This is a genomic window from Cognataquiflexum rubidum (genome assembly GCF_022538115.1).
GTDB lineage: Bacteria > Bacteroidota > Bacteroidia > Cytophagales > Cyclobacteriaceae > Cognataquiflexum > Cognataquiflexum rubidum.
Genome location: NZ_JAKZAL010000037.1, coordinates 1 through 21,218 on the forward strand (window position 1 = coordinate 1; position 21,218 = coordinate 21,218).

Sequence of the window (21,218 nt, forward strand, 5' to 3'; positions counted from 1 at the left end):
TATTTCGGTCAAAAGCTTTTTGACAGACTCATCATTGCTTCAATTTATCCTTACTGGAATGATTGCGGATAATCATATTTTTGTTTATACAAAATAATCAATCAAAGTATTTTTTGTGTTTGCATGAAAAGGAGAATTTCCTTAATTTGCATTTATGAAAAAAGGATTTCTAGCCGCTTTTCTTTGTTTTTTAACCTTATCAGGTTTCTCCAAGAACCCTGAACCGAAGACATTTTTGGTTATTTTTGACAAAGCAGAATTGAAAGCGAATCGTACGACCACAGATTTTATTGAACTCAGCTTTTTGAATCTTTTTTCAACCAAAGCTTATAACGGAAATTCTGATGCGGCTATTTTGGTAAAAATCCCCTATGACGGGATCGACAAATGCCAACTCGGCGATATGTTTATCAGGGTCAACGACAAAAAAGTAGTTCCGCTAAGTGAAATAGCAGTTCAGATCATCGACTTGGACGAATCCAAATCAACTTATACTTCTTTATTGGCTTCCTATGAGGACAGGTTGCTCAAAACAAAAAAGGCAAATAAGGCCCTCAAAGCAGCTCCGGCACCATAAGGTGTTCACCCGAGTTGTACTTTTCTATTCTGAATAACCCCATTTCATTTTGATGCAAAAGGTATAGACCAAGATTCTGGTGTAAAAAAGCGTCCATATACCTGAGGTCGTATCCCAAAAGCAAACTCAAAAGAACCCTCATTGCCCTACCATGCATACAAATAAGAATTGTTTTTTCAGGTTGGGCCAAAATATGTCGGATACCTTTTTCCAATCTCTTTGCTACCAAGTTAGGACTTTCACCTCCTTCAATCGCATAGTCCAAATCTCCTGAAGACCATCTTTCGAGCATATCGGTGTAGTAATGGTTTTCCTCATGTGTCATGGGAACCCCTTCATATCGCCCCCATGAAATCTCATTGAGTTCGGGAACTGCCTCGTGAGGCAATCCCAAATCAATAAAACCCTGTACAGATTGTTTGGTCCGTTGCAAACCCGTATAGAAAACTTTCTCAAAAGGAACGTTCTGGTAATATTCAAAAAAAGCCCGGGCTTGCTTGTGCCCATTCCAATTTAAGGGGGCATCAATTCCACTTCCCTGAACTACACCCTTGAGATTATAATCAGTTTGTCCGTGTCGGACAAGGTAGATTTTTTTAGTTAGCAAGATTACTTATTTTTGTTTCTGAGTCCAAAGAAAAAACTTTTATCCCGGATTACATGATATTTAAGCCAAACATTAGTCTTGAAATTCTCAATAGCTGGGGAGAAAATACGATGACAGATTTTTTGGATATCCGATTCACCAAAATAGGAGACGATTTCCTAGAGGCCACCATGCCCGTCACCCACAAAACCAAACAGCCGCTAGGTTTGTTACATGGCGGAGCAAATGTCGTGTTGGCAGAAACATTGGCAAGTGTCGCTGCTACCTTGACAGTCGATGGCACAAAGCAATACTGCGTAGGTTTGGAAATCAATGCAAATCACCTCAAATCAGTTAAGGAAGGAATGGTCACGGGTGTAACGAAACCTATTCACCTCGGCAAAAAAACCCAAGTTTGGGAGGTGAAAATATATACCGAGCAAGGAGATCTGAGCTGTATCAGCAGGATTACCATTGCCGTCATTGATAAAAAATAACATGGATATAATTTTCGAGACCCATCTTAAAAATCTGGAGCATTACCTTCTCAGTCTCCTGTCCAAAAATATGGAGGAAGGCAACCAAATCGCGATTTGGAGAAAGCCGAAATCCACTTTCATCCAAATTCTGATTGATAAAACCGGAATAACAAAAAGGGTATCGCCCAATCTCGAAGAACTGCCTTCCGGATTTATCATCCATCCCTTTGAAGACCAAGCGGATCAGAAAGCCTATTTCATGGAAGCTGATTTTTATTTCAAAATCAACATTGCTATTCCTCTCGAAGAGCAAAAAGATGCTTTGGAGGAAGTTGGATTCTCTACCCCGGTTTCTGAATTGAAAAGATCAATGAAAAAAGTAATCACTGAAATCAATTCCCACGAGGAAGTTTTTAGCGATACTGCAAAGGAAAGTTTCATGGAACTGGTGGAAAAAGGCATCCAATCAATTCAAAAGGGTGAACTTCACAAAATTGTACCGGCAAGAATCAAAAAAATCAAGTTGGGTCCTGAATTTGATTTGGTGAAATCCTTCAACCGTTTGGTCCAATCCTACCCCAATGCCTTTGTCAATTTCTTCCACATACCTGATGTCGGTACTTGGATGGGCGCTTCTCCTGAGATTCTCATCCATACCAAAGGCGATGAATTTCAAACCATATCATTGGCCGGAACACAAAAGGCACAGGGTGAAAACCCCTTGAAATCTGCAGCCTGGACCCAAAAAGAAATTGAAGAACAGGCTTTGGTCAGCAGGTACATTGTGGATTGCTTCAAAAAAATCCGGCTACGGGAATACGATGAACATGGTCCTAAAACCGTTTTGGCAGGCAATCTTCTACACCTACGTTCGGATTTTAAAGTCAATATGAAATCTACCAATTTTCCCCAACTCGGGACGGTGATGCTCAATCTCCTCCATCCCACTTCGGCGGTGTGCGGAATGCCAAGAACAGCGGCCTTGGAGTTTCTTCATAAAAATGAATCCTTTAACAGGTCTTTCTACGCGGGTTTTCTTGGACCAGTCAATGTGGAGGACGAAACCTCCATCTATGTCAACCTTAGGACAGCGAGACTTGTGGATGGTCAGGCAATTTTATATGCAGGTGCGGGTGTCACAGAGGATTCCATTCCTGAAAATGAATGGGAGGAAACAGAAATGAAATGTGATATCATTGCCAAACACCTTAACTAAATAAACACATTGGTCCTTCAGCCCATTCTTGATTTAGCTTCCATCTGCTCACATAAGGGTGTCAAAAATGCCATTCTTTCTCCGGGTTCAAGATGTGCTCCGATTACATTGGCATTTGCAAGGCATCCTGATATAAAGACGAGGACGATCTCTGATGAAAGATCAGCAGCTTTCATCGCCCTTGGCATGGCACAACAGTTGGAGCAACCTGTCGTGCTTGTATGTACTTCCGGTTCGGCGGCTTATAATTACGCCCCCGCGATCGCTGAGGCTTACTTCCAACAGATTCCGCTTATTGTTATTACCGCAGACCGTCCTCCGGAATGGATCGATCAGTGGGATGGTCAGACCATCAGGCAAACAGAAATCTTTGGCAAGCACGTGAAGGGATTTTTTCAATTCCCAGATGAATTTGGACATGCTGACAAGATATGGCATGCCAACAGGATGGTAAATGAAGCCATCAACCTTGCCAACCAATTTCCTGCAGGCCCTGTCCATATCAACATTCCTTTGCGGGAACCATTTTATCCCGAGAAAGCGGAATCTTTCGATTATTCGAAACCTGTCAGGATAATTGGGGCCCTAGATACTGAACAGAAATTATCGGAAGAAAGTAAAGAGCGCTTGGCTGAAGCTTTATCAGGATTCAAAAGAATTCTAATTGTTCCGGGTCAGCAGAGGCCTGATTCAGACATACAGCATTTTTTGGATGACCTAGCAGAAAATGGAAAAGCCGTTGTGGTCACTGATACAATCTCCAATCTTCAGGCTGACCATACGATCAACCACCACGATCATTTTGTAGGGAATGAGCACTTCTTTGAGGAACTTAGGCCTGATCTCACCCTTACTTTTGGGAAATCGATTATTTCTAAAAACCTGAAGCTTTTTTTGAGAAAATCAAAAGCTGCACATTGGCACGTCCAATCTGCAGGATATGTTCCTGACACGTTCCAAAGTTTGACAAGAACTATCCATTGCGAAGTGCGGGATTTTTTGAAATTTTTGAATGAGGCATTAACAGCCAATAGCCGCTTTGCCTCCTCTTGGAATACTTTGGAAAATAAAATGAGGCAAAGCTTTCCTTCCATCATGGAAAGTGCAGAATTTGGAGAATACCAAGCGATTTCAATCTGCCTGAAAGCTATTCCTTCAACGTCCAAGATCCAACTTGCCAACAGCATGGCTGTACGGTATGTGAATTTTCTCGGAAAGAGAACCCAGGAAATCATCTGCAACCGGGGAACCAGCGGTATTGATGGCAGCAGCAGCACAGCTGTCGGTTGTGCATTGACTACGGAGGAATTTGTCACCTTAGTGACCGGGGATATGGCATTCTTTTATGACCGAAATGCCTTTTGGCATAATTACCCGACCTCCCATCTTCGGATAATCTTGTTAAACAACCATGCGGGGGGTATTTTCAGACTGATTGAAGGACCTGCAAAACAGCCGGAATTGGAGGAGTATTTTGAAACAAGTCAAAAGTTAGATGGAAGAAGTCTGGCAAATGAGTTTGGGTTTGGCTACCATCTTGCTTCAGATGCCGAAAGTTTAAAAATTGGTTTGCAGGATTTTTATTCTCCATCGACCGTTCCAAAAATCCTTGAAATACAATCCGAAAGCCCCAAAAATGCAGAAATCTTAAAATGGATAAAATCAAAAATTCAAGAAAGGTTTTAAAAAAAAACCGGGAGGTATTCTCCCGGTTTTTTCATTTATGGTTTGATCCGATTTCAATTTTTCTGAAAGACCCGCACATAATCTACGACCATTTGCTGGGGAAATGAGGTTGTACTATTTGGACTTCCAGGCCAGTTTCCACCTACAGCCACATTGAGCAATAAAAAGTAGGGCTCTCTAAACTCATCCAAACCAACAGGGCGTGTATCAATTTCATGAAAGGGGACATTGTCCAATAACCAAACAATTTTTGCCTCATCCCAGATAATTGAAAATACATGGAAGTCGTCCTTAAATATGCCTGAAACTTTCCTTATACTCCCTCCATAATTCGCCCATGATCCGTTGTTGTCCCAATGTACCGTGCCATGAATGGTATTGTCCCTTCCATCTGCATTGCCTCCCACCATTTCCATGATATCTATTTCCCCGCAGGCAGGCCAATTTACAGTAGTGATATTGTCACCGAGCATCCAAACGGCAGGCCATAGTCCTTGTCCCTTTGGCAGTACAGCCCGCACGTCAATCCTACCATACTTAAATGACTTTTTGCCTTGGGTCTTTATCCTTGAGGAGGTATAATTTTTATTACCAAAACTTTCCTGTTTGGCAGTGATGAAAAGGTAACCATCCTTTAGTTCTATATTTTCACGACGATAATACTGAAGCTCATTGTTACCCCATCCACAGAGCCCGGGACAACCGTCTCCTAATTCAAAAACCCAATCATCTGAAAGACTCGTGCTTGCAAATTCATCGTTCCAGACTAGATTATAACCTGCATAAGTCAAAGGGCTTACAAAGCCTGTGGTGGGCACGCCAATACCAACTTCAGCCGGGGTGATTTCTACGGTCTTTGTCGCAGTAATAAAATCAGTCTCTGTAGCATGTGCCTGCACCGTAATGACAAAGGAACCAGGCGTAGTGTAGGCATACACGACCGCATTGCCTGTCATTCTCTCAGGAGTAAGGTTGGGCAATCCATAATTGACTTTGTAGAAATTGGCATTATTCGCCTGAGCGGTGATTTTGACAGATCCCTTACCCAGTTTTTCTACTGTTACTTCCAGGTTAGTCGGCATTTTTGCCTGTTGGTCAACATCTTCCTGATTGCAACCAAGGACGAGCCAAATCAATGCGATCTGAACCCACCAAATGTTCCTTATTGATTTCATTTTTGTCGTGGTATAATTATCAATTTCCCAAATATAAGGTAATTATCACCAATCTTTAAAAAGCTACCCAAACGGGAATTCAAAAAAAATCCAAAAAAAAACCCTGCTCCGAATATCAGAACAGTGGTTTTGTATAAATCAGAATTGTAATTATCAAATGGTATCGCCCATGGTTTAATTCAATAACCAATAACCCAATAGCAAATACCCAGTAACTCAATAACCAAATCTCAAATCACCCAAAAGCATGGATATTCAGATTTTTTGGACTCGGGCTTTTGCCTGTAATGGATTCATATGCTTTGTAAAGCAGGACGAGTTGCAGGATTTCGAAGATGGTAAATACGAACAGACCGGGAAGAGCCAGAATGATGCTCAGGAAGGCGATTCCCGAAATGATGCTTAATATTCCTGTGACCAAGGCAAAGGATCCGAATTCAGTTTGATACCTGATCAGGCCCAAGCCAAAAACGATATAAAGCGCACCGAAAAGAATGGCCTTGGAAAATTGTACCGACTGCCAGACAGAAGCATTGTTAAATCCATAAATGTCTCCTGCCATAGCAAAACAATTGGCCACGATCAAAAGAATACTAGCAGCCTTCACTATGACGTTTGGTTTGATCATACTCAACCTATAATAGCCAAAAGTGAAAACCCCAAAAGTAAGCATAATACCGATCTTGACGGCGATATACCAAGGTGCCGCTTCCGGACTGATCTCCTCCCCCGCTTCCCAAAGTCCATAATCAAATACACCTTCCACAAAAGTCAAGAGGAAATAAACGATTCCTACAAAAAAGGCTATTTTTAGAAATGCTGCTTTCCCGATTATTTCGGAACTGATGGATGCAGGCTCTTCATTGTTATTTTGGATTTCTTTAAAATCATATCCCAATACCTCCAGAATACTTTTGATGGTATAAGTCCTCGGAGTCACTTCCCCGGCTTCGATACGCTGTATGGTGCGCACGTTGATATTGCATAGCTCCACAAGTTCTTCCTGTGTCAATCCTTTGGCCTTTCTCAGTTCGAGAATCTTTTGGCCCAATTCCGGTTGTTTCATGATAATATGGTTTTGTTTTACCATCGCAATTTGGGTTGAATTTCAGAAAACCAATCCGAATTTGGGGAGGATTAAACCCGACATTTACACGGCATTTGAAAATTTGAATCAATATAGAAGATTTGAGACATGGGTTGTTTGGGAAATAATTTATTGGGATGAAAATTGTTTTATTAGGTGAAAAAATAGCTTTCAAAAACTTCTTAAAGTTTCAGAAAGCTATACTTTATATTTCTTTCTACTCTTTTTCTACCAATCCAAAAATCTCAAAAACCATTTTGTCTTCTTGGTTTTCAGGATTATTAGGGTGGGAAGTTGATATGTACAAACCTTTTTCCCCTACAAAAACATTGTTTGGCATGTACTTCCTTCCTTCAAAATATTGGTCATCGATGATTTTCAACTCCTTATCTAGGGTCATTATCACAAATTCTCTAGGCTCTGTACGGAGGCTTCTTATTTCTTCATCGCTCTCAAAAGTATAAGTAGGAAATGCAAACCTGTAATAAACCTCCCTGAATGGGTCGTAAATCAAACTTTCATATCTGGATGAACCCTGCATATATTTTTGTGTGTCAAAACGCTCACCCTGCATGAGGAAAAGTGGGAGACTTTCATCCAAATGGGTACTCGCCACTGAAACTGCCTGGAGATCTTCCTCAAATGAGAATGAGAAAAACAACCTGTGATCTCCAAATAGTGAATAGACAACCTTATTCCCATCAGTAGCCATACTTGGTTCAAAATGCTTCAATCCACCGGATAAATAGTCAGAAGGATAGGTATGTTTCAAAAATCGAACTGAACCGGTTTTCATATTGATGGTATACACCATATGATAGGCACCTAACTGCTCAGCTGTTACTTCCCTATAATTCCCTTGAAAATGGGTTTTTACAAATATTTCATCTCCTTTTACAATCGGAGGAGATAGAAAGTAAGAATTATGCACAAAGGCAGGGGAATACAAATCGGGCTGTTGGTATCTAATCCTGTTTTTGACAAGGCCCGAGGTGTCCGTCAACACCAACACCGCATCAAGCTGTGAAAAAAGAAATATACTGTCCAAGGAATGTACATGAAAACCGAATAGCTGTCCAACCCCCTGATCTCCTTCTTTATCAAAAATCAAACTCTTTATCATTGAGCCTGCTTCAATGTCATACACCTGAATTTCATTTTTTCCCCAATTGGCATTGAAAAGAAAACCTTGTGAATACTGCAAACCCATACTCACATTTGGGGTATTTTCGTCCAATGGTAAGGAAAGAAATTCTCCTGTGGATTTTAATGTGAAATGTTTTTCTTGGCTTTTTTCCTCGACACTATTGCAAGAATTGATTGACAAAAAAAGTAAAAGGAAAATTGGGGAAAACAGATAAATATGCTTTTTCATTGAATCAATGAGTTAACTCGAAATGTGAAATAAAACTTAAAACCAACATTCAAATCAACTAAAAAAAAAGTAAAACCAAAACTTTTTTTTACAATATCCCCAAAACATGCTTCAATGCCGGATTTCGGTTTTCGGTTTTCCAAACGGCAAAAAGTTCTGTATGCTGCGGAATCCCTTTGATCTCGATAAACTTCACTTTCAGATCGTAACCTTCCTTCAGCGAACTCGGCACAATTGCCACACCAAGCCCAGCTTCTACCAACTTGAAAATGGTCAGCGCATGGACTGATTTGTGCGAAATCTTTGGTGTAAATCCCCTGTCCTCGCAGATACTCATGATTTTATCAAAATAAATGCTGCTGTAATCACTTGAAAATAAAATGAACGGCTCTTCCTGAAGTTGGCCGACATGCTCAAAAGTAGCCTCATCAATCGGGTGGCTGAGCGGCAAGACCAATGAAAAAGTGTCGCGATGTACTGCCTTCATACTGAGTCCATCCGGTACCCGAGCCAACCTGACAAAACCCAGATCGAGCTTGTCTTTTTCCAGCATTTCAACCTGAAGGTGGTTGCTCAACTCTTCCAGATTGGTCTGAATTCCAGGAAATTCCCTGCTTAGGCGAACCAACAAATCCGGAATAACCTGATGTGCTGCCGAACCCAAAAACCCTACCCGCAATTCCCCAACTTTTCCTGCCGCAATACTTTTGATCTGCTGTGTAGTCAGCTCCAAATGGTTGAAGATATAATCCACTTCCCCTTTAAGAAATTCTCCTGCGGCAGTCAGGGTCACAGATCTTTTGGTTCGGTAAAAAAGCTCTACCTCCAGAATCTCCTCCATCTGCCTGATCTGCCTGCTGAGTCCCGGTTGGGAAATAAAAAGCCGCTCAGCTGCCTTTCTGAAGTTCAGTTCGTCGGCCACGGCTCGAAAATATTCCAGATGTCTGAGTTCTAAATTCATATTATTTCCCGCAAAGACCCAAAGTCGCAAAGATTTTTAAATAGATATTCATTCGCCAAAATTTGAATTACTGTCGATTGTTCCCAATCAGTATTCTAGCACTTTTCTGTTTTGCACTCTAAGTCAAAATCTAAAGAAATTTTTTAATAACTCAAAGTTATCAGTTATTGATAATATTGGTATCAATAATTATCAAAGCAGAAAGTTATTTTTGTAATTGAAACTCTCCTAAACTTAGCGCCTTTGCGTCTTTGTGGGAGACAAAAAACTGAATAATGAAAAACACCTTCTCATTTGGCCAAGACCGACTCACTGCATCACTTGCACTCGCCATTTGCAGGGGCAATATCAAAGGTATCATCTCTCCTGAAAGCCGTGAAAAAATCAAAGCTAGCAGTCAGGCTGTCGAAAAAATAGTCAGCAAAGGCAAACCCGTTTATGGCATCAACACCGGTTTTGGACCGCTGTGCACCACGATGATCTCTCCGGAGCAAACCAAAAAACTCCAGGAAAACCTTCTGAAAAGCCATGCTGTCGGCCTCGGAGAACCCATCCCCATCGAAATCTCCAAACTGATGTTGGTGCTGAAAACCCATGCTTTGGCACAGGGTTTTTCGGGAATTCAGGAAAGCACTTTGGACAGGATCCTTTTTTTCATTGAAAACAATATTGTGCCTGTCGTGCCCAAACAAGGTTCTGTGGGTGCCTCCGGGGATTTGGCGCCACTTTCACATTTATTTTTGCCTTTGATCGGATTGGGAAAAGTCCATTTCAAGGGTGAAATAATTTCAACAGCCAAACTTTTTCAGCAACTTGACTTGGAACCAATTCACCTCGGGCCAAAAGAAGGGCTAGCCCTGATCAACGGCACCCAATTCATTGCTGCTTTTGGAGTGATGGTCGTGGACAGATTCTACAATATCCTTGCCCATGCCGACATCACCGGGGCAATGATGTTGGAGGGATTGTTGGGTTCTACCAAGCCATTCAGTGCTGACCTTCACCAACTCCGCCCTTATGCCGGAAACCAACATGTTGCCCAATCGATCTTGAATTTACTTCATGAGTCGGAAATTGTCCATTCCCATGCGGCCTGTGCGCGGGTTCAGGACCCATATTCCTTGCGCTGTATGCCGCAGGTTCATGGTGCATCTCGCAATGCCTGGCTTCACCTGAAGCAAATGATCGAAACTGAGATTAATTCCGTCACGGACAATCCCGTCGTCTTTGACGAAAACCATACCATCAGTGGGGGGAATTTCCACGGTCAACCGATTGCCATGCCATTGGATTATGCCTGTTTGGCCGCATCCGAAATCGGCAATATCGCCGACCGCAGGATTTACCTTTCTTTGGAAGGCGATACCCCGGGTGTTCCAAAACTGTTGTTGAAAGAAACAGGGTTGAATTCCGGGTTTATGATTCCCCAATACAGCACGGCGGCATTGGCGAGTGAAAACAAGGGGCTGTGTTTTCCCTCCTCGGCTGACAGCATTCCAACTTCTTTGGGACAGGAAGACCATGTGAGCATGGGAAGTATCGGCGCGAGAAAAGCCTTGCAGGTGATTGAGAATGTGGAAAAAATCCTTGGGGTAGAACTTTTCTGCGCGGCACAGGCGGTGGATTTTCATGCACCTTTGAAGTCCGGCAAAATCATGACCGCACTCTATGAACACGTCCGCACCAAAATCCACCATGTCACCGAAGATCAGATCATGTATGAAGACATGGAAATAGCCATTGATATCATCCGAAGTGGAGAATTGCTTACTTTAGCAAGAGAAGTGGCCGCAAGAGAGGGTTTGGAATTGGAGACAAAGTGGTCGGAGGAGTTTGATAAGTTTTAAATAGAGCCGAGAGGCAAGAAACTAGAGGTGAGAAAGTTATAGTTGATAAAGTTTTTCCAAAGTTCAAAACTTTGGAAAAGGTGGCTTAAGATTTTATAAACCCACCTAATTCAAGTCTTCGGACTTGGACTCAAATCCGGCTCAAGTCTTCAGACTTGGTCCTCTCTTAGACTTGAACCAATCGGTAAAAGAAAGCTTTTCCAAAGTTCAAAACTTTGGAAAAGGTCACAGTTTAATTGAAAATACCAAATATAAATATGGTTAGTTCGGAACAATTAACCAGTTAACCAAATAACCCATTAACCAAACCCATGCCCATCTACACCCTCATCGGCCCGATACGACAACTCATTACCATGCGTGGATTGGAAGCAAAAGGCCCTTTGCAAGACAGCCAACTTGAAATCATTACCGAAGCTGGGATATTTTTGAAGGATGAAAAAATCCATGAAATCGGGAGCTATTGGGACATTTATCCTGAGGCGCAGTCCATCGGTGCTAAAATGGAAACCTTGCAAGGCGACTTTGTGGCGCTTCCCGGGTTTGTGGATTGCCATACCCATATCTGTTTTGGCGGAAGCCGGGCCAAAGATTTTGCCATGCGCAACACCGGAAAATCATACCTCGAGATCGCCAACTCAGGTGGTGGAATCTGGGATACCGTAACCCAAACAAGGAAAGCGGCCTTGGAACAATTGGTAAAACTCACTGTCAAAAGAGCCAACCGTCACCTCGCTGATGGAGTCACCACCATTGAGGTAAAAAGCGGCTATGGACTTTCTGTGGCTGAAGAAATCAAAATGCTCCAGGCTATCAAACAGGCAAATTCGGAAACTGCAGCAGACCTGATTCCGACCTGCCTTGCTGCCCATATCTGCCCAAAGGATTTTGAGGGTTCAGCAAAAGAATATCTAGAAACAATCAGCAATGAATTGTTCCCAATCTTGAAATCTGAAAACCTCAGCAACCGGATCGATGCCTTTATTGAAGATTCGGCTTTCAGCCCTCAGGATATCGCAGACTATTTCCAAAAAGCCAAAGACTTTGGATTCGATATCACGGTCCACGCGGACCAATTTCATGTTGGCGGTTCGGTGGTGGCGGTGGGATTTGGCGCCGTTTCAGCAGATCATCTGGAAGCAAGTTCTGAAAAGGAAATTGCGTTGATTGCCAATTCGGATACCGTTGCTGTGGCATTGCCAGGCGCATCCATGGGTTTGGGAATGGCTTTTACACCTGCCCGAAAACTCCTGGACGCCGGCGCTTCCTTAGCGATCGCCTCAGATTGGAATCCGGGTTCTGCGCCTATGGGAGATTTGCTGATGCAGGCATCCATTTTGGGAACATTCGAGAAACTCAGCAATGCGGAAGTCTTGGCCGGAATTACCTGCCGGGCCGCAACTGCACTTGGGTTATTGGATAGGGGAAGTATTGCTGTGGGAAAATTGGCAGATATCCTACTTTTCCAAACTTCAGATTACCGGGAAATCACCTACCATCAAGGGACATTGAAACCGAAGATGGTTTTTAAAAGGGGAGTAAAAATTTAGATATTAATTGATATTGGATATTGATGGAAACTTACTACAAAGGTGAAGCATACAATCCCAAAATTGCATTAAAGACTATCTAAAGACCTTTCCGAGTCACTTGCCCGCCTGCCGCAGGCAGGGACGAAAGGAGAAGTCTTTGATCCCAATTCTTGAAAAAGATTTCTCTCTGAGTTACCAATGACAGATTTCGAGGGCGTCACCCTGAGTGAAGCGAAGGGTCTCACCAAAAAAAAATGAGATCCTTCAGCCGTTACACCTTACCAATGACATGAATATCTTGGACGTCACACTGAACGCAGTGAAGTGTCTCAGGTAAGGGGATTCTTCACCTCCGCAAGCTCCGGTTCAGAATGACGCAACACCAACCGTCATTCCCTTTCTGAACATATTAAAATGTTAAGGACTCAGGGTGTCGATCCCGAAAACTCGACAACATTGACAACCTGACAACAATTAGAACCATTACAACCAAATTTACCAATGACCTTCCAAGACCAAATCCTCCAAGGCATCCCCTCCACCCTTCCGGCAAGAAAATCACCTGATCCTAGTTTTAGCCATGCGCCAAAAAGAAAGGATATTTTAAACCCTGAAGAGAAGAAATTGGCTCTGAGAAATGCGCTAAGGTACTTCCCAAAGGCTTGGCATGAGGAATTGGCAAAGGAATTTTTTGAAGAATTACAGCAATACGGAAGGATTTACGTGTACCGCTTTATGCCGGATTATGAGATGCGGGCAAGGACAATTTCTGATTATCCGGCAAAATGTCAAAAAGCCGCAGCGATCATGTTGATGATTCAAAATAACCTCGATCCTGCAGTTGCCCAGCATCCTCAAGAACTCATCACCTACGGAGGCAACGGTGCGGTTTTTCAAAATTGGGCGCAATATCTCCTTACCATGAAGTACCTCGCCGAGATGACTGAGGAACAAACTTTGCACATGTATTCCGGCCATCCGATGGGACTTTTCCCCTCTTCCCAAGAGGCACCGCGGGTTGTAATCACCAACGGAATGATGATCCCAAACTACTCCAAACCGGATGATTTGGAGAAATACAATGCCCTTGGAGTGACACAATATGGACAGATGACCGCAGGTTCTTATATGTATATAGGTCCTCAGGGTATTGTCCACGGTACCACCATTACGGTGATGAATGCCTTCCGCAAAAAACTTGGCCCTGCCATAAATCCAAAAGGCAAAGTCTTCCTGACAGCAGGTTTGGGAGGCATGTCAGGTGCCCAACCAAAAGCAGGAAATATTGCAGGATGCATCACGGTCTGTGCCGAAGTCAATCCGAAAGCTGCACATAAACGCCATGAACAAGGTTGGGTGGATGAATTGATAACTAACTTGGATAACCTGGTGCTCCGGGTGCGTCAGGCTCAGCAAAACGAGGAAGTGGTTTCAATCGCCTTCCTTGGCAATGTCGTGGATATTTGGGAGAAATTTGACCAGGAAAATATCACTATCGAACTCGGTTCTGACCAGACTTCCCTCCACAATCCTTGGGCAGGCGGATATTATCCGGTGAGTTTGGATTTTGAGGAAGCCAATGAAATGATGGCCAAAGAACCCGAAAAATTCAAAACCAAAGTACAGGAATCCCTCCGCCGACATGCTGCTGCAGTCAACAGGCATGCTGCAAGAGGCACCTACTTTTTTGATTATGGAAATGCTTTTTTATTAGAGGCCTCCCGTGCCGGAGCCGATGTGATGGCTGCCAACGGTATTGATTTTAAATACCCTTCCTATGTGCAGGATATTTTGGGACCTATGTGCTTTGACTATGGATTTGGACCTTTCCGTTGGGTCTGCACTTCGGGTAATCCTGAAGACCTAGCAAAGACCGACCAAATAGCTGCTGAAGTACTCAAACAAATCAAAACCTCAGCCCCTTCGGAAATACAGCAACAGGTTCAGGACAACATTACCTGGATCGAGGAAGCCGGAAAAAATAAATTGGTGGTGGGCTCTCAAGCAAGAATCCTTTATGCAGATGCAGAAGGAAGGATCGAAATCGCCAAAGCCTTCAATGCCGCAATCCAATCAGGCGAAATCTCCGCCCCGATTGTGCTCGGAAGAGACCACCACGATGTCAGCGGTACTGATTCGCCTTTCCGGGAAACGAGCAATATCTATGACGGCAGCAAATTTACCGCTGACATGGCCATCCACAATGTGATCGGTGACAGTTTCCGTGGGGCTACTTGGGTTTCGATCCACAACGGTGGCGGCGTAGGTTGGGGTGAAGTCATTAACGGAGGATTCGGGCTGCTGCTTGACGGAAGCCAAGAAGCCAACCGCAGACTCCAATCCATGCTCTTCTACGATGTCAACAACGGTATCTCACGACGGGCTTGGGCAAGAAATGATGAAGCATTGTTTGCAATAAAAAGAGAAATGGAAAGGACCCCGGGGCTGAAGGTGACGCTGCCGGAGATGGTGGATGATGGAATTTTGGAGTTTTCAATAAAATGAAAGTGAAAAACTTATTTTTTTCCTGCAACTTTTGGGAATTTAAATATCCTCTTTGGAAATTCCAGATTGTTTCAATATGGCTAAGAGTGTTCCTGTTTTGAGGTCCCTCGTATGAACCGGAACAACCGTACGCCTTCCATCAGGATGTTTAAAAAGTTGGTGACTGCCTTTACTCCGCTGAAAAATAAATCCCTGGGCTTCGAGAATTTTGATTAGTTCTTTTGGAGTTAAACTTTTCATGTCCTAAAAAAATATTAAGATTTTAAATCAAACGATTGAGAATTGATCAGGCAACTATCAGTGATAATTCCAGGCTATTCACATCATTCGGAATTTCTTCCCCATTTGCTTCCAGGTCTTCAAGATATAATGAAATCGCTTCAGCCGCCATGTTCTTGGCCTCTTCGATTGTTTCCCCATAAGTAACACAGCCCGGTAGAGATGGGACAATTACAGTAAAGCCACCTTCCGGCTCAGGATTTAGGATTATTCTAAACATTCTTTCCATGAATCGAATTTATTTAAATTTGGTGGTTTTTCAATAGATTCAAGACCCAAAGAATAAAGCATTAATCAAATGTTTAACTTATCAAAAAATGAATTCTACTTGAATCCTCCCATTCAGAATAATTAACCCTTATGAAAAATATCCAAACCGATTCAGACTACACCGAACTCAGAAAAAGGATATTGGCACTTTCAAGCTCAAGTCCGAGGAAATGGGGCAAAATGAACTTACAGCAAATGCTTGTCCATTGCACAACACAATTGAAAATGTCGTTGGGAGAACTTCCCTCCAAGGCCCAAGGCCCTGCATATATGCGGACAAGATTGGGCAAATGGCTCATATTTTCCACTATTCCTTGGCCCAAAGGAGCAGCTACGCCAGACGAAATGAATATGGAAAAAAATAATTTTTTATTGACTGAGATAGAAAATGAAAAAGCAGAGTTATTGCGTTATCTCGAAAAAGTAAAAGCCGAAGCCAAGTTATTCCCTCATCCATTCTTTGGGGAACTCAGCCGCAAGGAATGGTCAAGGATGATATATAAGCATCTCGATCATCACTTAAGGCAGTTTGGCAGTCACTGATTGAGTCTTATAATTGTTAAGCCCTTAACAGTTGAACGATCCTGATTGGTTTTGAAAAAAGAATAGCAGAACTATCAAAGATGAGGTTTGATTTTTTAGTCTTCCCAAAACAATGTCCATTCATTTTTTCTTTAATTTCACGCATTAACGCATAGCAAGGAATGGATTTCAACCTCGATTGGCTCTTAGATACGGATTATACTGAACCCGCGAATTTTATCATCATTTTTTCGATTTTATTGGCCGGGATTTTCGGGAGATACCTGCTTTTGGCTTGGGTGTACCATGAGTTGGTCTATAAAAAACTAGGAGACGCCCGCCCCTACCGGAGGCTTCACCAACAGGTGAAAGTCCCTCAGGTCAAGACGGAAATCTGGTATTCTTTTCTCGGGGCGAACATATTTGCTGTTTCGGGAACGGTCATGCTGATCTTTTGGCAGCGTGGAAACACCAAGCTATATACTGCGATCACCACTTGGGATATCCTATGGCTTCCAATCAGCTTTTTTCTGGCGATGTTTATCCATGAGACTTATTACTATTGGCTTCACCGATGGATGCACCGCCCGAAGGTTCTCCGGCATTTTCACCATATCCACCACAACAGCCTCTACACAAGTTCTTTTACTTCTTTTTCCTTTCATCCAATAGAAGCTTTTCTGCAGGCGATCTTTTTGCCGGTTCTTGTCCTGTTTCTTCCCATGCATTTTTCAGTCTTGTTGGCTTTGTTGGTGACGATGTCCATCACAGCTGTGATCAACCATGCCGGGGTGGAAGTTTATGCGAGCTCTGCCCTCCGTTCCCCACTTGCGCGATGGATGGTGGGGGCAACGCACCATGACCTGCACCACCTGAGATACCGCTGTAATTATGGCCTGTATTTCACCTTTTGGGATGTTTGGATGAGGACAGAAGATGCTGGGTTTGAGAAGCGGTTTATTGACCATACTACCAAAGAAAAAAACTGAATAAAAAAAGGTGGCCTGTTTCCAGACCACCTTTTCAATCAAATCAAACTTATTCAAATATTACGCAAGATCAAAACGGTCAAGGTTCATCACCTTGTTCCAAGCTGCCACGAAATCAGTTACGAATTTCTCTTTGGCATCCTCACAACCATAGACCTCAGCGATCGCCCTCAATTCAGAGTTTGATCCAAAGATAAGGTCAGCACGGGTAGCAGTCCATTTTGGTTCGCCGCTTGTTCTCTCACTTCCTACGAAGACATTCTGAGCATCAGAAGTAGCTCTCCAGGTTGTTCTCAGATCCAAAAGATTTACAAAGAAATCATTGGTCAGCTTACCCGGAGTCTCTGTAAATACCCCATGCTTAGATTTGTCAAAATTGGCGTTCAAAACACGGAGTCCACCGACAAGCACTGTCATTTCCGGTGCAGTTAGGGTCATCAATTGTGCTTTGTCTATCAGCATTTCTTCAGCTTTGACAGGACACTTGGCACTCATGTAGTTTCTGAAGCCGTCAGCGACAGGCCTTAAGAATTCAAATGAATCTGTTTCAGTCTGCTCTTGAGAAGCGTCTCCACGTCCTGGAGTAAATGGTACAGTAACATCAAAACCTGCGTCTTTGGCAGCTTTCTCCACAGCAGCACATCCGCCAAGTACGATCAAATCAGCAATAGATACTTTCTTGCCATCTGATTGGATACTGTTGAATTCCTCTTGGATGCTTTCCAATGTCCCCAGTACTTTTGCAAGTTGGGCAGGGTTATTGGCTTCCCAGTTTTTCATTGGCTCAAGACGGATATGTGCACCATTGGCACCACCTCTTTTGTCAGATCCACGGAATGTAGAAGCAGATGCCCAAGCTGTAGAAACCAGTTCAGAAACACTCAAACCGGAAGCAAGAATATTGGCTTTCAATCCGGCAATATCTTCTGCATTTACCAAAGGATGGCTGGCTGCAGGAACAGGATCTTGCCAGATAAGGTCTTCAGCAGGAACTTCAGGACCTAGGTAACGGGATTTTGGTCCCATATCACGGTGGGTCAGTTTGAACCATGCTTTTGCAAATGCATCAGCAAATTCATCAGGATTGTCATGGAAATGTCTGGAGACCTTCTCATAAGCAGGATCCATTTTCAGCGCAATATCAGTGGTAAACATGATAGGAGCATGACGCTTGTTTGGATCGTGAGCATCAGGTACGGTATTGGCACCCATGCCATGCTTTGGTATCCACTGATGTGCCCCTGCCGGGCTCTTGGTCAGTTCCCATTCGAAGCCAAACAAATTCCAGAAATAGTTATTGCTCCATTTGGTAGGGGTACTCGTCCAAGCACCTTCAAGACCTGAGGTAATGGTATGCTCGGCATTTCCTTTGCCAAAAGAATTGAGCCAACCCATGCTTTGTGCTTCAAGACTTTCAGCAGCAGGTTCACGTCCCACATATTTGCTTGGATCGGCGGCACCATGTGCTTTTCCAAAAGTGTGTCCACCTGCAATCAGGGCGACAGTCTCATAATCATTCATTGCCATACGGCCGAAAGTCTCACGGATGTCTTTTGCCGCAGCGAGCGGATCGGGATTGGCATTAGGTCCTTCCGGATTGACATAGATCAGACCCATCTGAACAGCCCCAAGCGGATTTTCCAATTCACGGTCGCCGGTATATCTTTTGTCTCCAAGCCATTCGGTCTCTGAACCCCAATATACATCCTCCTCAGGCTCCCACACATCCTCACGTCCCCCACCGAAACCAAAGGTTTTGAGACCCATTGATTCCAAGGCAACGTTTCCTGTAAGTACCATCAAATCAGCCCAAGAAAGGCTTTTTCCATATTTCTGTTTGATTGGCCAAAGCAACAATCTGGCTTTGTCAAGGTTGCCGTTGTCAGGCCAGCTATTCAATGGAGCAAAACGCTGCGTTCCTGTACCTGCACCGCCACGTCCATCATGTACTCGGTAAGTACCTGCACTGTGCCAGGCCATACGGATCATAAATGGTCCATAATGTCCGTAATCAGCAGGCCACCAGTCCTGTGATGTTTTCAAAAGTGTCTCAATATCTTGCTTTACCTGGGCCAGATCAAGTGAATTGAAGGCCTCAGCGTAGTTGAAAGATTCTCCCATCGGGTTGGATAGGGAAGAATGCTGTCTCAAGATGTTTAATTTCAACTGGTTTGGCCACCAGTCACGGTTGCTGGTGCCGCCGCCGGCCACTTGCTTGAGCTGTCCATTGTGAAACGGGCATTTGCTCAAATCGCCACCATTTTGATTTGTGTTATGATCCATAATTGAATTGATTATTTTGATATAATTGCGAATTTACTAAATATAGGGATTATCGAATTCATTTTTCGATTGATAAAATCTATGACACTTGTGCAAATCTAATAAGCTTTGAACTTACCGAAAATCATTTCGGCAAAAAATGATTTTGATCAGGAGATTCAGTTTTTAGTCAAAACAGATTTTTCTAAATACCTTGGAAAACCCTTTTTCCAAATGCCAAAATTGATTTTAATGGGAATCTTCCTTAGGTTGAAAAAACAATCTTAATCAATTTAATCTGATATTTATCGGAATTTAAAAACAGATCCTATGGTGGTATTTTTCTCAAAATGGACAGTTGTTCTCTTTGGTTTGTTTTTCATTGCAACAGGTTTATTGATGCTGTTTGCACCCCAAAAGGCGAGAGAAATCTTAAAAAAAGCCGGAAGCACCAACCTGATCAATTATACTGAAATAACGGTGAGGATGATTCCTGCATTGGGATTGATTGGGTATGCAGACTTCTCCAGATTTCCGCAGGTATTCAGTGTTGTGGGTTGGTTTATCTTGGGCACTTCTGTTATTCTTTATTTTGTACCAAGGAAATGGCACCACAGCTATTCCTTAAAAAGTGCTAAAATCCTAAAACCACTCTATTTCCGTCTGATTTCGCCATTCTCCATGCTGATTGGCTTGGCTATTTTGTATGCTGTTTTTTGATCTCCTATGCAGATCAAATTCTAAAAGGCGAGAAGTATTCATCTTTTTCAACATCAAATAAGGCAAATCATAATTTTCTTAAAAACTCCGGGTTTTTGATTGTTATAAATAAAAGCCAACCTAACTAATCAATCCATTCTTTTCTTTTGAAATAGAAAAACATCCCCGTGCTGATGACAACCATGATGGCCACCGCAGTCCAATACCCATGCGGATGGGACAACAGCGGCATATTTTCAAAATTCATTCCCCAGATACCGGCCAGAAAAGAGATAGGCATAAAAATCGCCGACAGGATGGTAAGCCTTTCAAGCCTACGGTTGGTCTTTTCCCTCGCTTGTGCATCATAAATCGACCGGATCGCAATGATTCTCCTTTCCAACCACTCCAAAGATCTATTCGCTGACTGAAGATTGGCCGTGGCCAAGGCAAGATATTCTGCTGTCTTCCCTGAATGAATTGCTCCTTTTTCAGTCGCTGCAAAGGACTGGAAGATAGGCAACTGGCCATGAACCACAGATTCGAGCAAGAGCATTTCAGTCTGTAATTCGGATATTTCCTCGACATTGATCTCCTCCGGATTTCGGTCCATCTTTTTCTCCAAAGTCAAAATGTTTTCACTAAAAAATGCTGTTTTCCTCAAAGACACCATTGACTGACCAAAAAACAGGGAAGAAATCAGTCCTGAAATACTGTTATCAGGCAGGACAGTAACATAATCTTGCCAGACGAGGTCTTTTTGAAACCGGATGAACTCTTTATCATGGTATGAAAGCAGAAAACCGTCATTGTACAGTAACCCCAGGTATTCCAAATTCCTTAAATCCTGTTTTTCTGTATGGACAGGAAGCACAATCAAAGAAATCGGTTTGAGCGGATAAAAGCCCGGATGGTCATAGGAACTGATACTAAACCGCCTGATCAAACCTTGAATACCAAGTTCATCAAGTTTCTCTGCCAATTCATGCTTCTCTGCACCGATTATATCTATCCATACAGTGTCTTCTCCCTTTGAGATGGTTTCAATGGCAGATTCAAAATCAATCAAATGGAGGCGTTTCTCCTCCAAAATCTTATTGCAGGTGACTATCATCGGTTATTTGGTTTTTGGGTTGTAAAAATATTTATAGCTACCAAGGTTTGTTTTGAA

At 42.9% G+C, this 21,218-nt stretch carries 19 protein-coding genes; 10 read left to right on the forward strand and 9 right to left on the reverse strand.

Features of this window, described 5'->3' with window-relative positions; translation table 11 throughout:
• Positions 1-154: 154 nt before the first annotated feature.
• Positions 155-577 carry a hypothetical protein gene (locus MMU05_RS22295; RefSeq protein WP_241143867.1) on the forward strand — a complete coding sequence of 141 codons (423 nt, stop codon included), beginning with the start codon at positions 155-157 and terminating at the stop codon, positions 575-577.
• Here MMU05_RS22295 and MMU05_RS22300 read toward each other — a convergent pair.
• Positions 555-1,184 (reverse strand): histidine phosphatase family protein, encoded by a 630-nt coding sequence (locus MMU05_RS22300; RefSeq protein WP_241143868.1) that lies wholly within the window; start codon positions 1,182-1,184, stop codon positions 555-557. The genes MMU05_RS22295 and MMU05_RS22300 overlap by 23 nt on opposite strands.
• A gap of 53 nt (positions 1,185-1,237) precedes the next feature.
• On the opposite strand from MMU05_RS22300, the gene MMU05_RS22305 reads away from it, so the two are divergent.
• From MMU05_RS22305 to menD, 3 genes are read left to right on the forward strand one after another with little or no spacing between them, the layout of a single operon-like run.
• Positions 1,238-1,660 carry a hotdog fold thioesterase gene (locus MMU05_RS22305; protein ID WP_241143869.1) on the forward strand — a complete coding sequence of 141 codons (423 nt, stop codon included), beginning with the start codon at positions 1,238-1,240 and terminating at the stop codon, positions 1,658-1,660.
• A gap of 1 nt (position 1,661) precedes the next feature.
• Positions 1,662-2,858 carry a chorismate-binding protein gene (locus MMU05_RS22310; RefSeq protein ID WP_241143870.1) on the forward strand — a complete coding sequence of 399 codons (1,197 nt, stop codon included), beginning with the start codon at positions 1,662-1,664 and terminating at the stop codon, positions 2,856-2,858.
• A gap of 9 nt (positions 2,859-2,867) precedes the next feature.
• Positions 2,868-4,544 (forward strand): 2-succinyl-5-enolpyruvyl-6-hydroxy-3-cyclohexene-1-carboxylic-acid synthase, encoded by a 1,677-nt coding sequence (gene menD, locus MMU05_RS22315; RefSeq protein WP_241143871.1) that lies wholly within the window; start codon positions 2,868-2,870, stop codon positions 4,542-4,544.
• 53 nt (positions 4,545-4,597) lie between these two features.
• Here the strand turns inward: menD and MMU05_RS22320 are convergent, their stop codons facing one another.
• The 4 genes from MMU05_RS22320 to MMU05_RS22335 form a co-directional block, all read right to left on the reverse strand.
• Positions 4,598-5,719 carry a glycoside hydrolase family 16 protein gene (locus MMU05_RS22320; RefSeq protein ID WP_241143872.1) on the reverse strand — a complete coding sequence of 374 codons (1,122 nt, stop codon included), beginning with the start codon at positions 5,717-5,719 and terminating at the stop codon, positions 4,598-4,600.
• Between the two features lie 235 nt (positions 5,720-5,954).
• The gene (locus MMU05_RS22325; RefSeq protein WP_241143873.1) at positions 5,955-6,785 is read right to left on the reverse strand and encodes a helix-turn-helix domain-containing protein; all 831 of its coding nucleotides are present in this window, start codon (positions 6,783-6,785) and stop codon (positions 5,955-5,957) included.
• Between the two features lie 238 nt (positions 6,786-7,023).
• Positions 7,024-8,181, reverse strand: a complete 1,158-nt coding sequence (locus MMU05_RS22330) for a DUF4221 family protein (protein WP_241143874.1) — start codon at positions 8,179-8,181, stop codon at positions 7,024-7,026.
• Between the two features lie 88 nt (positions 8,182-8,269).
• Positions 8,270-9,142, reverse strand: a complete 873-nt coding sequence (locus MMU05_RS22335; RefSeq protein WP_241143875.1) for a LysR family transcriptional regulator — start codon at positions 9,140-9,142, stop codon at positions 8,270-8,272.
• A gap of 275 nt (positions 9,143-9,417) precedes the next feature.
• Here MMU05_RS22335 and hutH point away from each other — a divergent pair, with 275 nt between their 5' ends.
• The 3 genes from hutH (at position 9,418) to MMU05_RS22350 (ending at position 15,026) form a co-directional block, all read left to right on the forward strand.
• On the forward strand, positions 9,418-10,989 hold the full coding sequence (hutH, locus tag MMU05_RS22340) for a histidine ammonia-lyase (protein ID WP_241143876.1): 1,572 nt from the start codon (positions 9,418-9,420) through the stop codon (positions 10,987-10,989).
• A 311-nt stretch (positions 10,990-11,300) separates the two neighbouring features.
• On the forward strand, positions 11,301-12,539 hold the full coding sequence (gene hutI / locus MMU05_RS22345) for an imidazolonepropionase (protein ID WP_241143877.1): 1,239 nt from the start codon (positions 11,301-11,303) through the stop codon (positions 12,537-12,539).
• 483 nt (positions 12,540-13,022) lie between these two features.
• Positions 13,023-15,026: a urocanate hydratase gene (locus tag MMU05_RS22350; protein ID WP_241143878.1), complete on the forward strand. Its 2,004-nt coding sequence runs from the start codon at positions 13,023-13,025 to the stop codon at positions 15,024-15,026.
• Positions 15,027-15,065: 39 nt separating this feature from the next.
• Here MMU05_RS22350 and MMU05_RS22355 read toward each other — a convergent pair whose 3' ends face one another.
• Positions 15,066-15,266, reverse strand: coding sequence for a type II toxin-antitoxin system HicA family toxin (locus MMU05_RS22355; RefSeq protein WP_241143879.1), 201 nt, complete (start codon positions 15,264-15,266; stop codon positions 15,066-15,068).
• 46 nt (positions 15,267-15,312) lie between these two features.
• On the reverse strand, positions 15,313-15,525 hold the full coding sequence (locus MMU05_RS22360; protein ID WP_241143880.1) for a type II toxin-antitoxin system HicB family antitoxin: 213 nt from the start codon (positions 15,523-15,525) through the stop codon (positions 15,313-15,315).
• A 140-nt stretch (positions 15,526-15,665) separates the two neighbouring features.
• On the opposite strand from MMU05_RS22360, the gene MMU05_RS22365 reads away from it, so the two are divergent.
• Complete coding sequence (locus tag MMU05_RS22365) at positions 15,666-16,118, forward strand: DUF1569 domain-containing protein (RefSeq protein ID WP_241143881.1); 453 nt, start codon at positions 15,666-15,668, stop codon at positions 16,116-16,118.
• 161 nt (positions 16,119-16,279) lie between these two features.
• Positions 16,280-17,086: a sterol desaturase family protein gene (locus tag MMU05_RS22370; RefSeq protein ID WP_241143882.1), complete on the forward strand. Its 807-nt coding sequence runs from the start codon at positions 16,280-16,282 to the stop codon at positions 17,084-17,086.
• A 60-nt stretch (positions 17,087-17,146) separates the two neighbouring features.
• On the opposite strand, the gene katG is transcribed toward MMU05_RS22370, so the two are convergent.
• Positions 17,147-19,369, reverse strand: coding sequence for a catalase/peroxidase HPI (gene katG, locus MMU05_RS22375; protein WP_241143883.1), 2,223 nt, complete (start codon positions 19,367-19,369; stop codon positions 17,147-17,149).
• A 309-nt stretch (positions 19,370-19,678) separates the two neighbouring features.
• Here katG and MMU05_RS22380 point away from each other — a divergent pair, with 309 nt between their 5' ends.
• Positions 19,679-20,068, forward strand: a complete 390-nt coding sequence (locus MMU05_RS22380; RefSeq protein WP_241143884.1) for a hypothetical protein — start codon at positions 19,679-19,681, stop codon at positions 20,066-20,068.
• A gap of 124 nt (positions 20,069-20,192) precedes the next feature.
• On the opposite strand, the gene MMU05_RS22385 is transcribed toward MMU05_RS22380, so the two are convergent.
• Positions 20,193-21,161 carry a magnesium transporter CorA family protein gene (locus tag MMU05_RS22385; RefSeq protein ID WP_241143885.1) on the reverse strand — a complete coding sequence of 323 codons (969 nt, stop codon included), beginning with the start codon at positions 21,159-21,161 and terminating at the stop codon, positions 20,193-20,195.
• Positions 21,162-21,218: the final 57 nt, after the last annotated feature.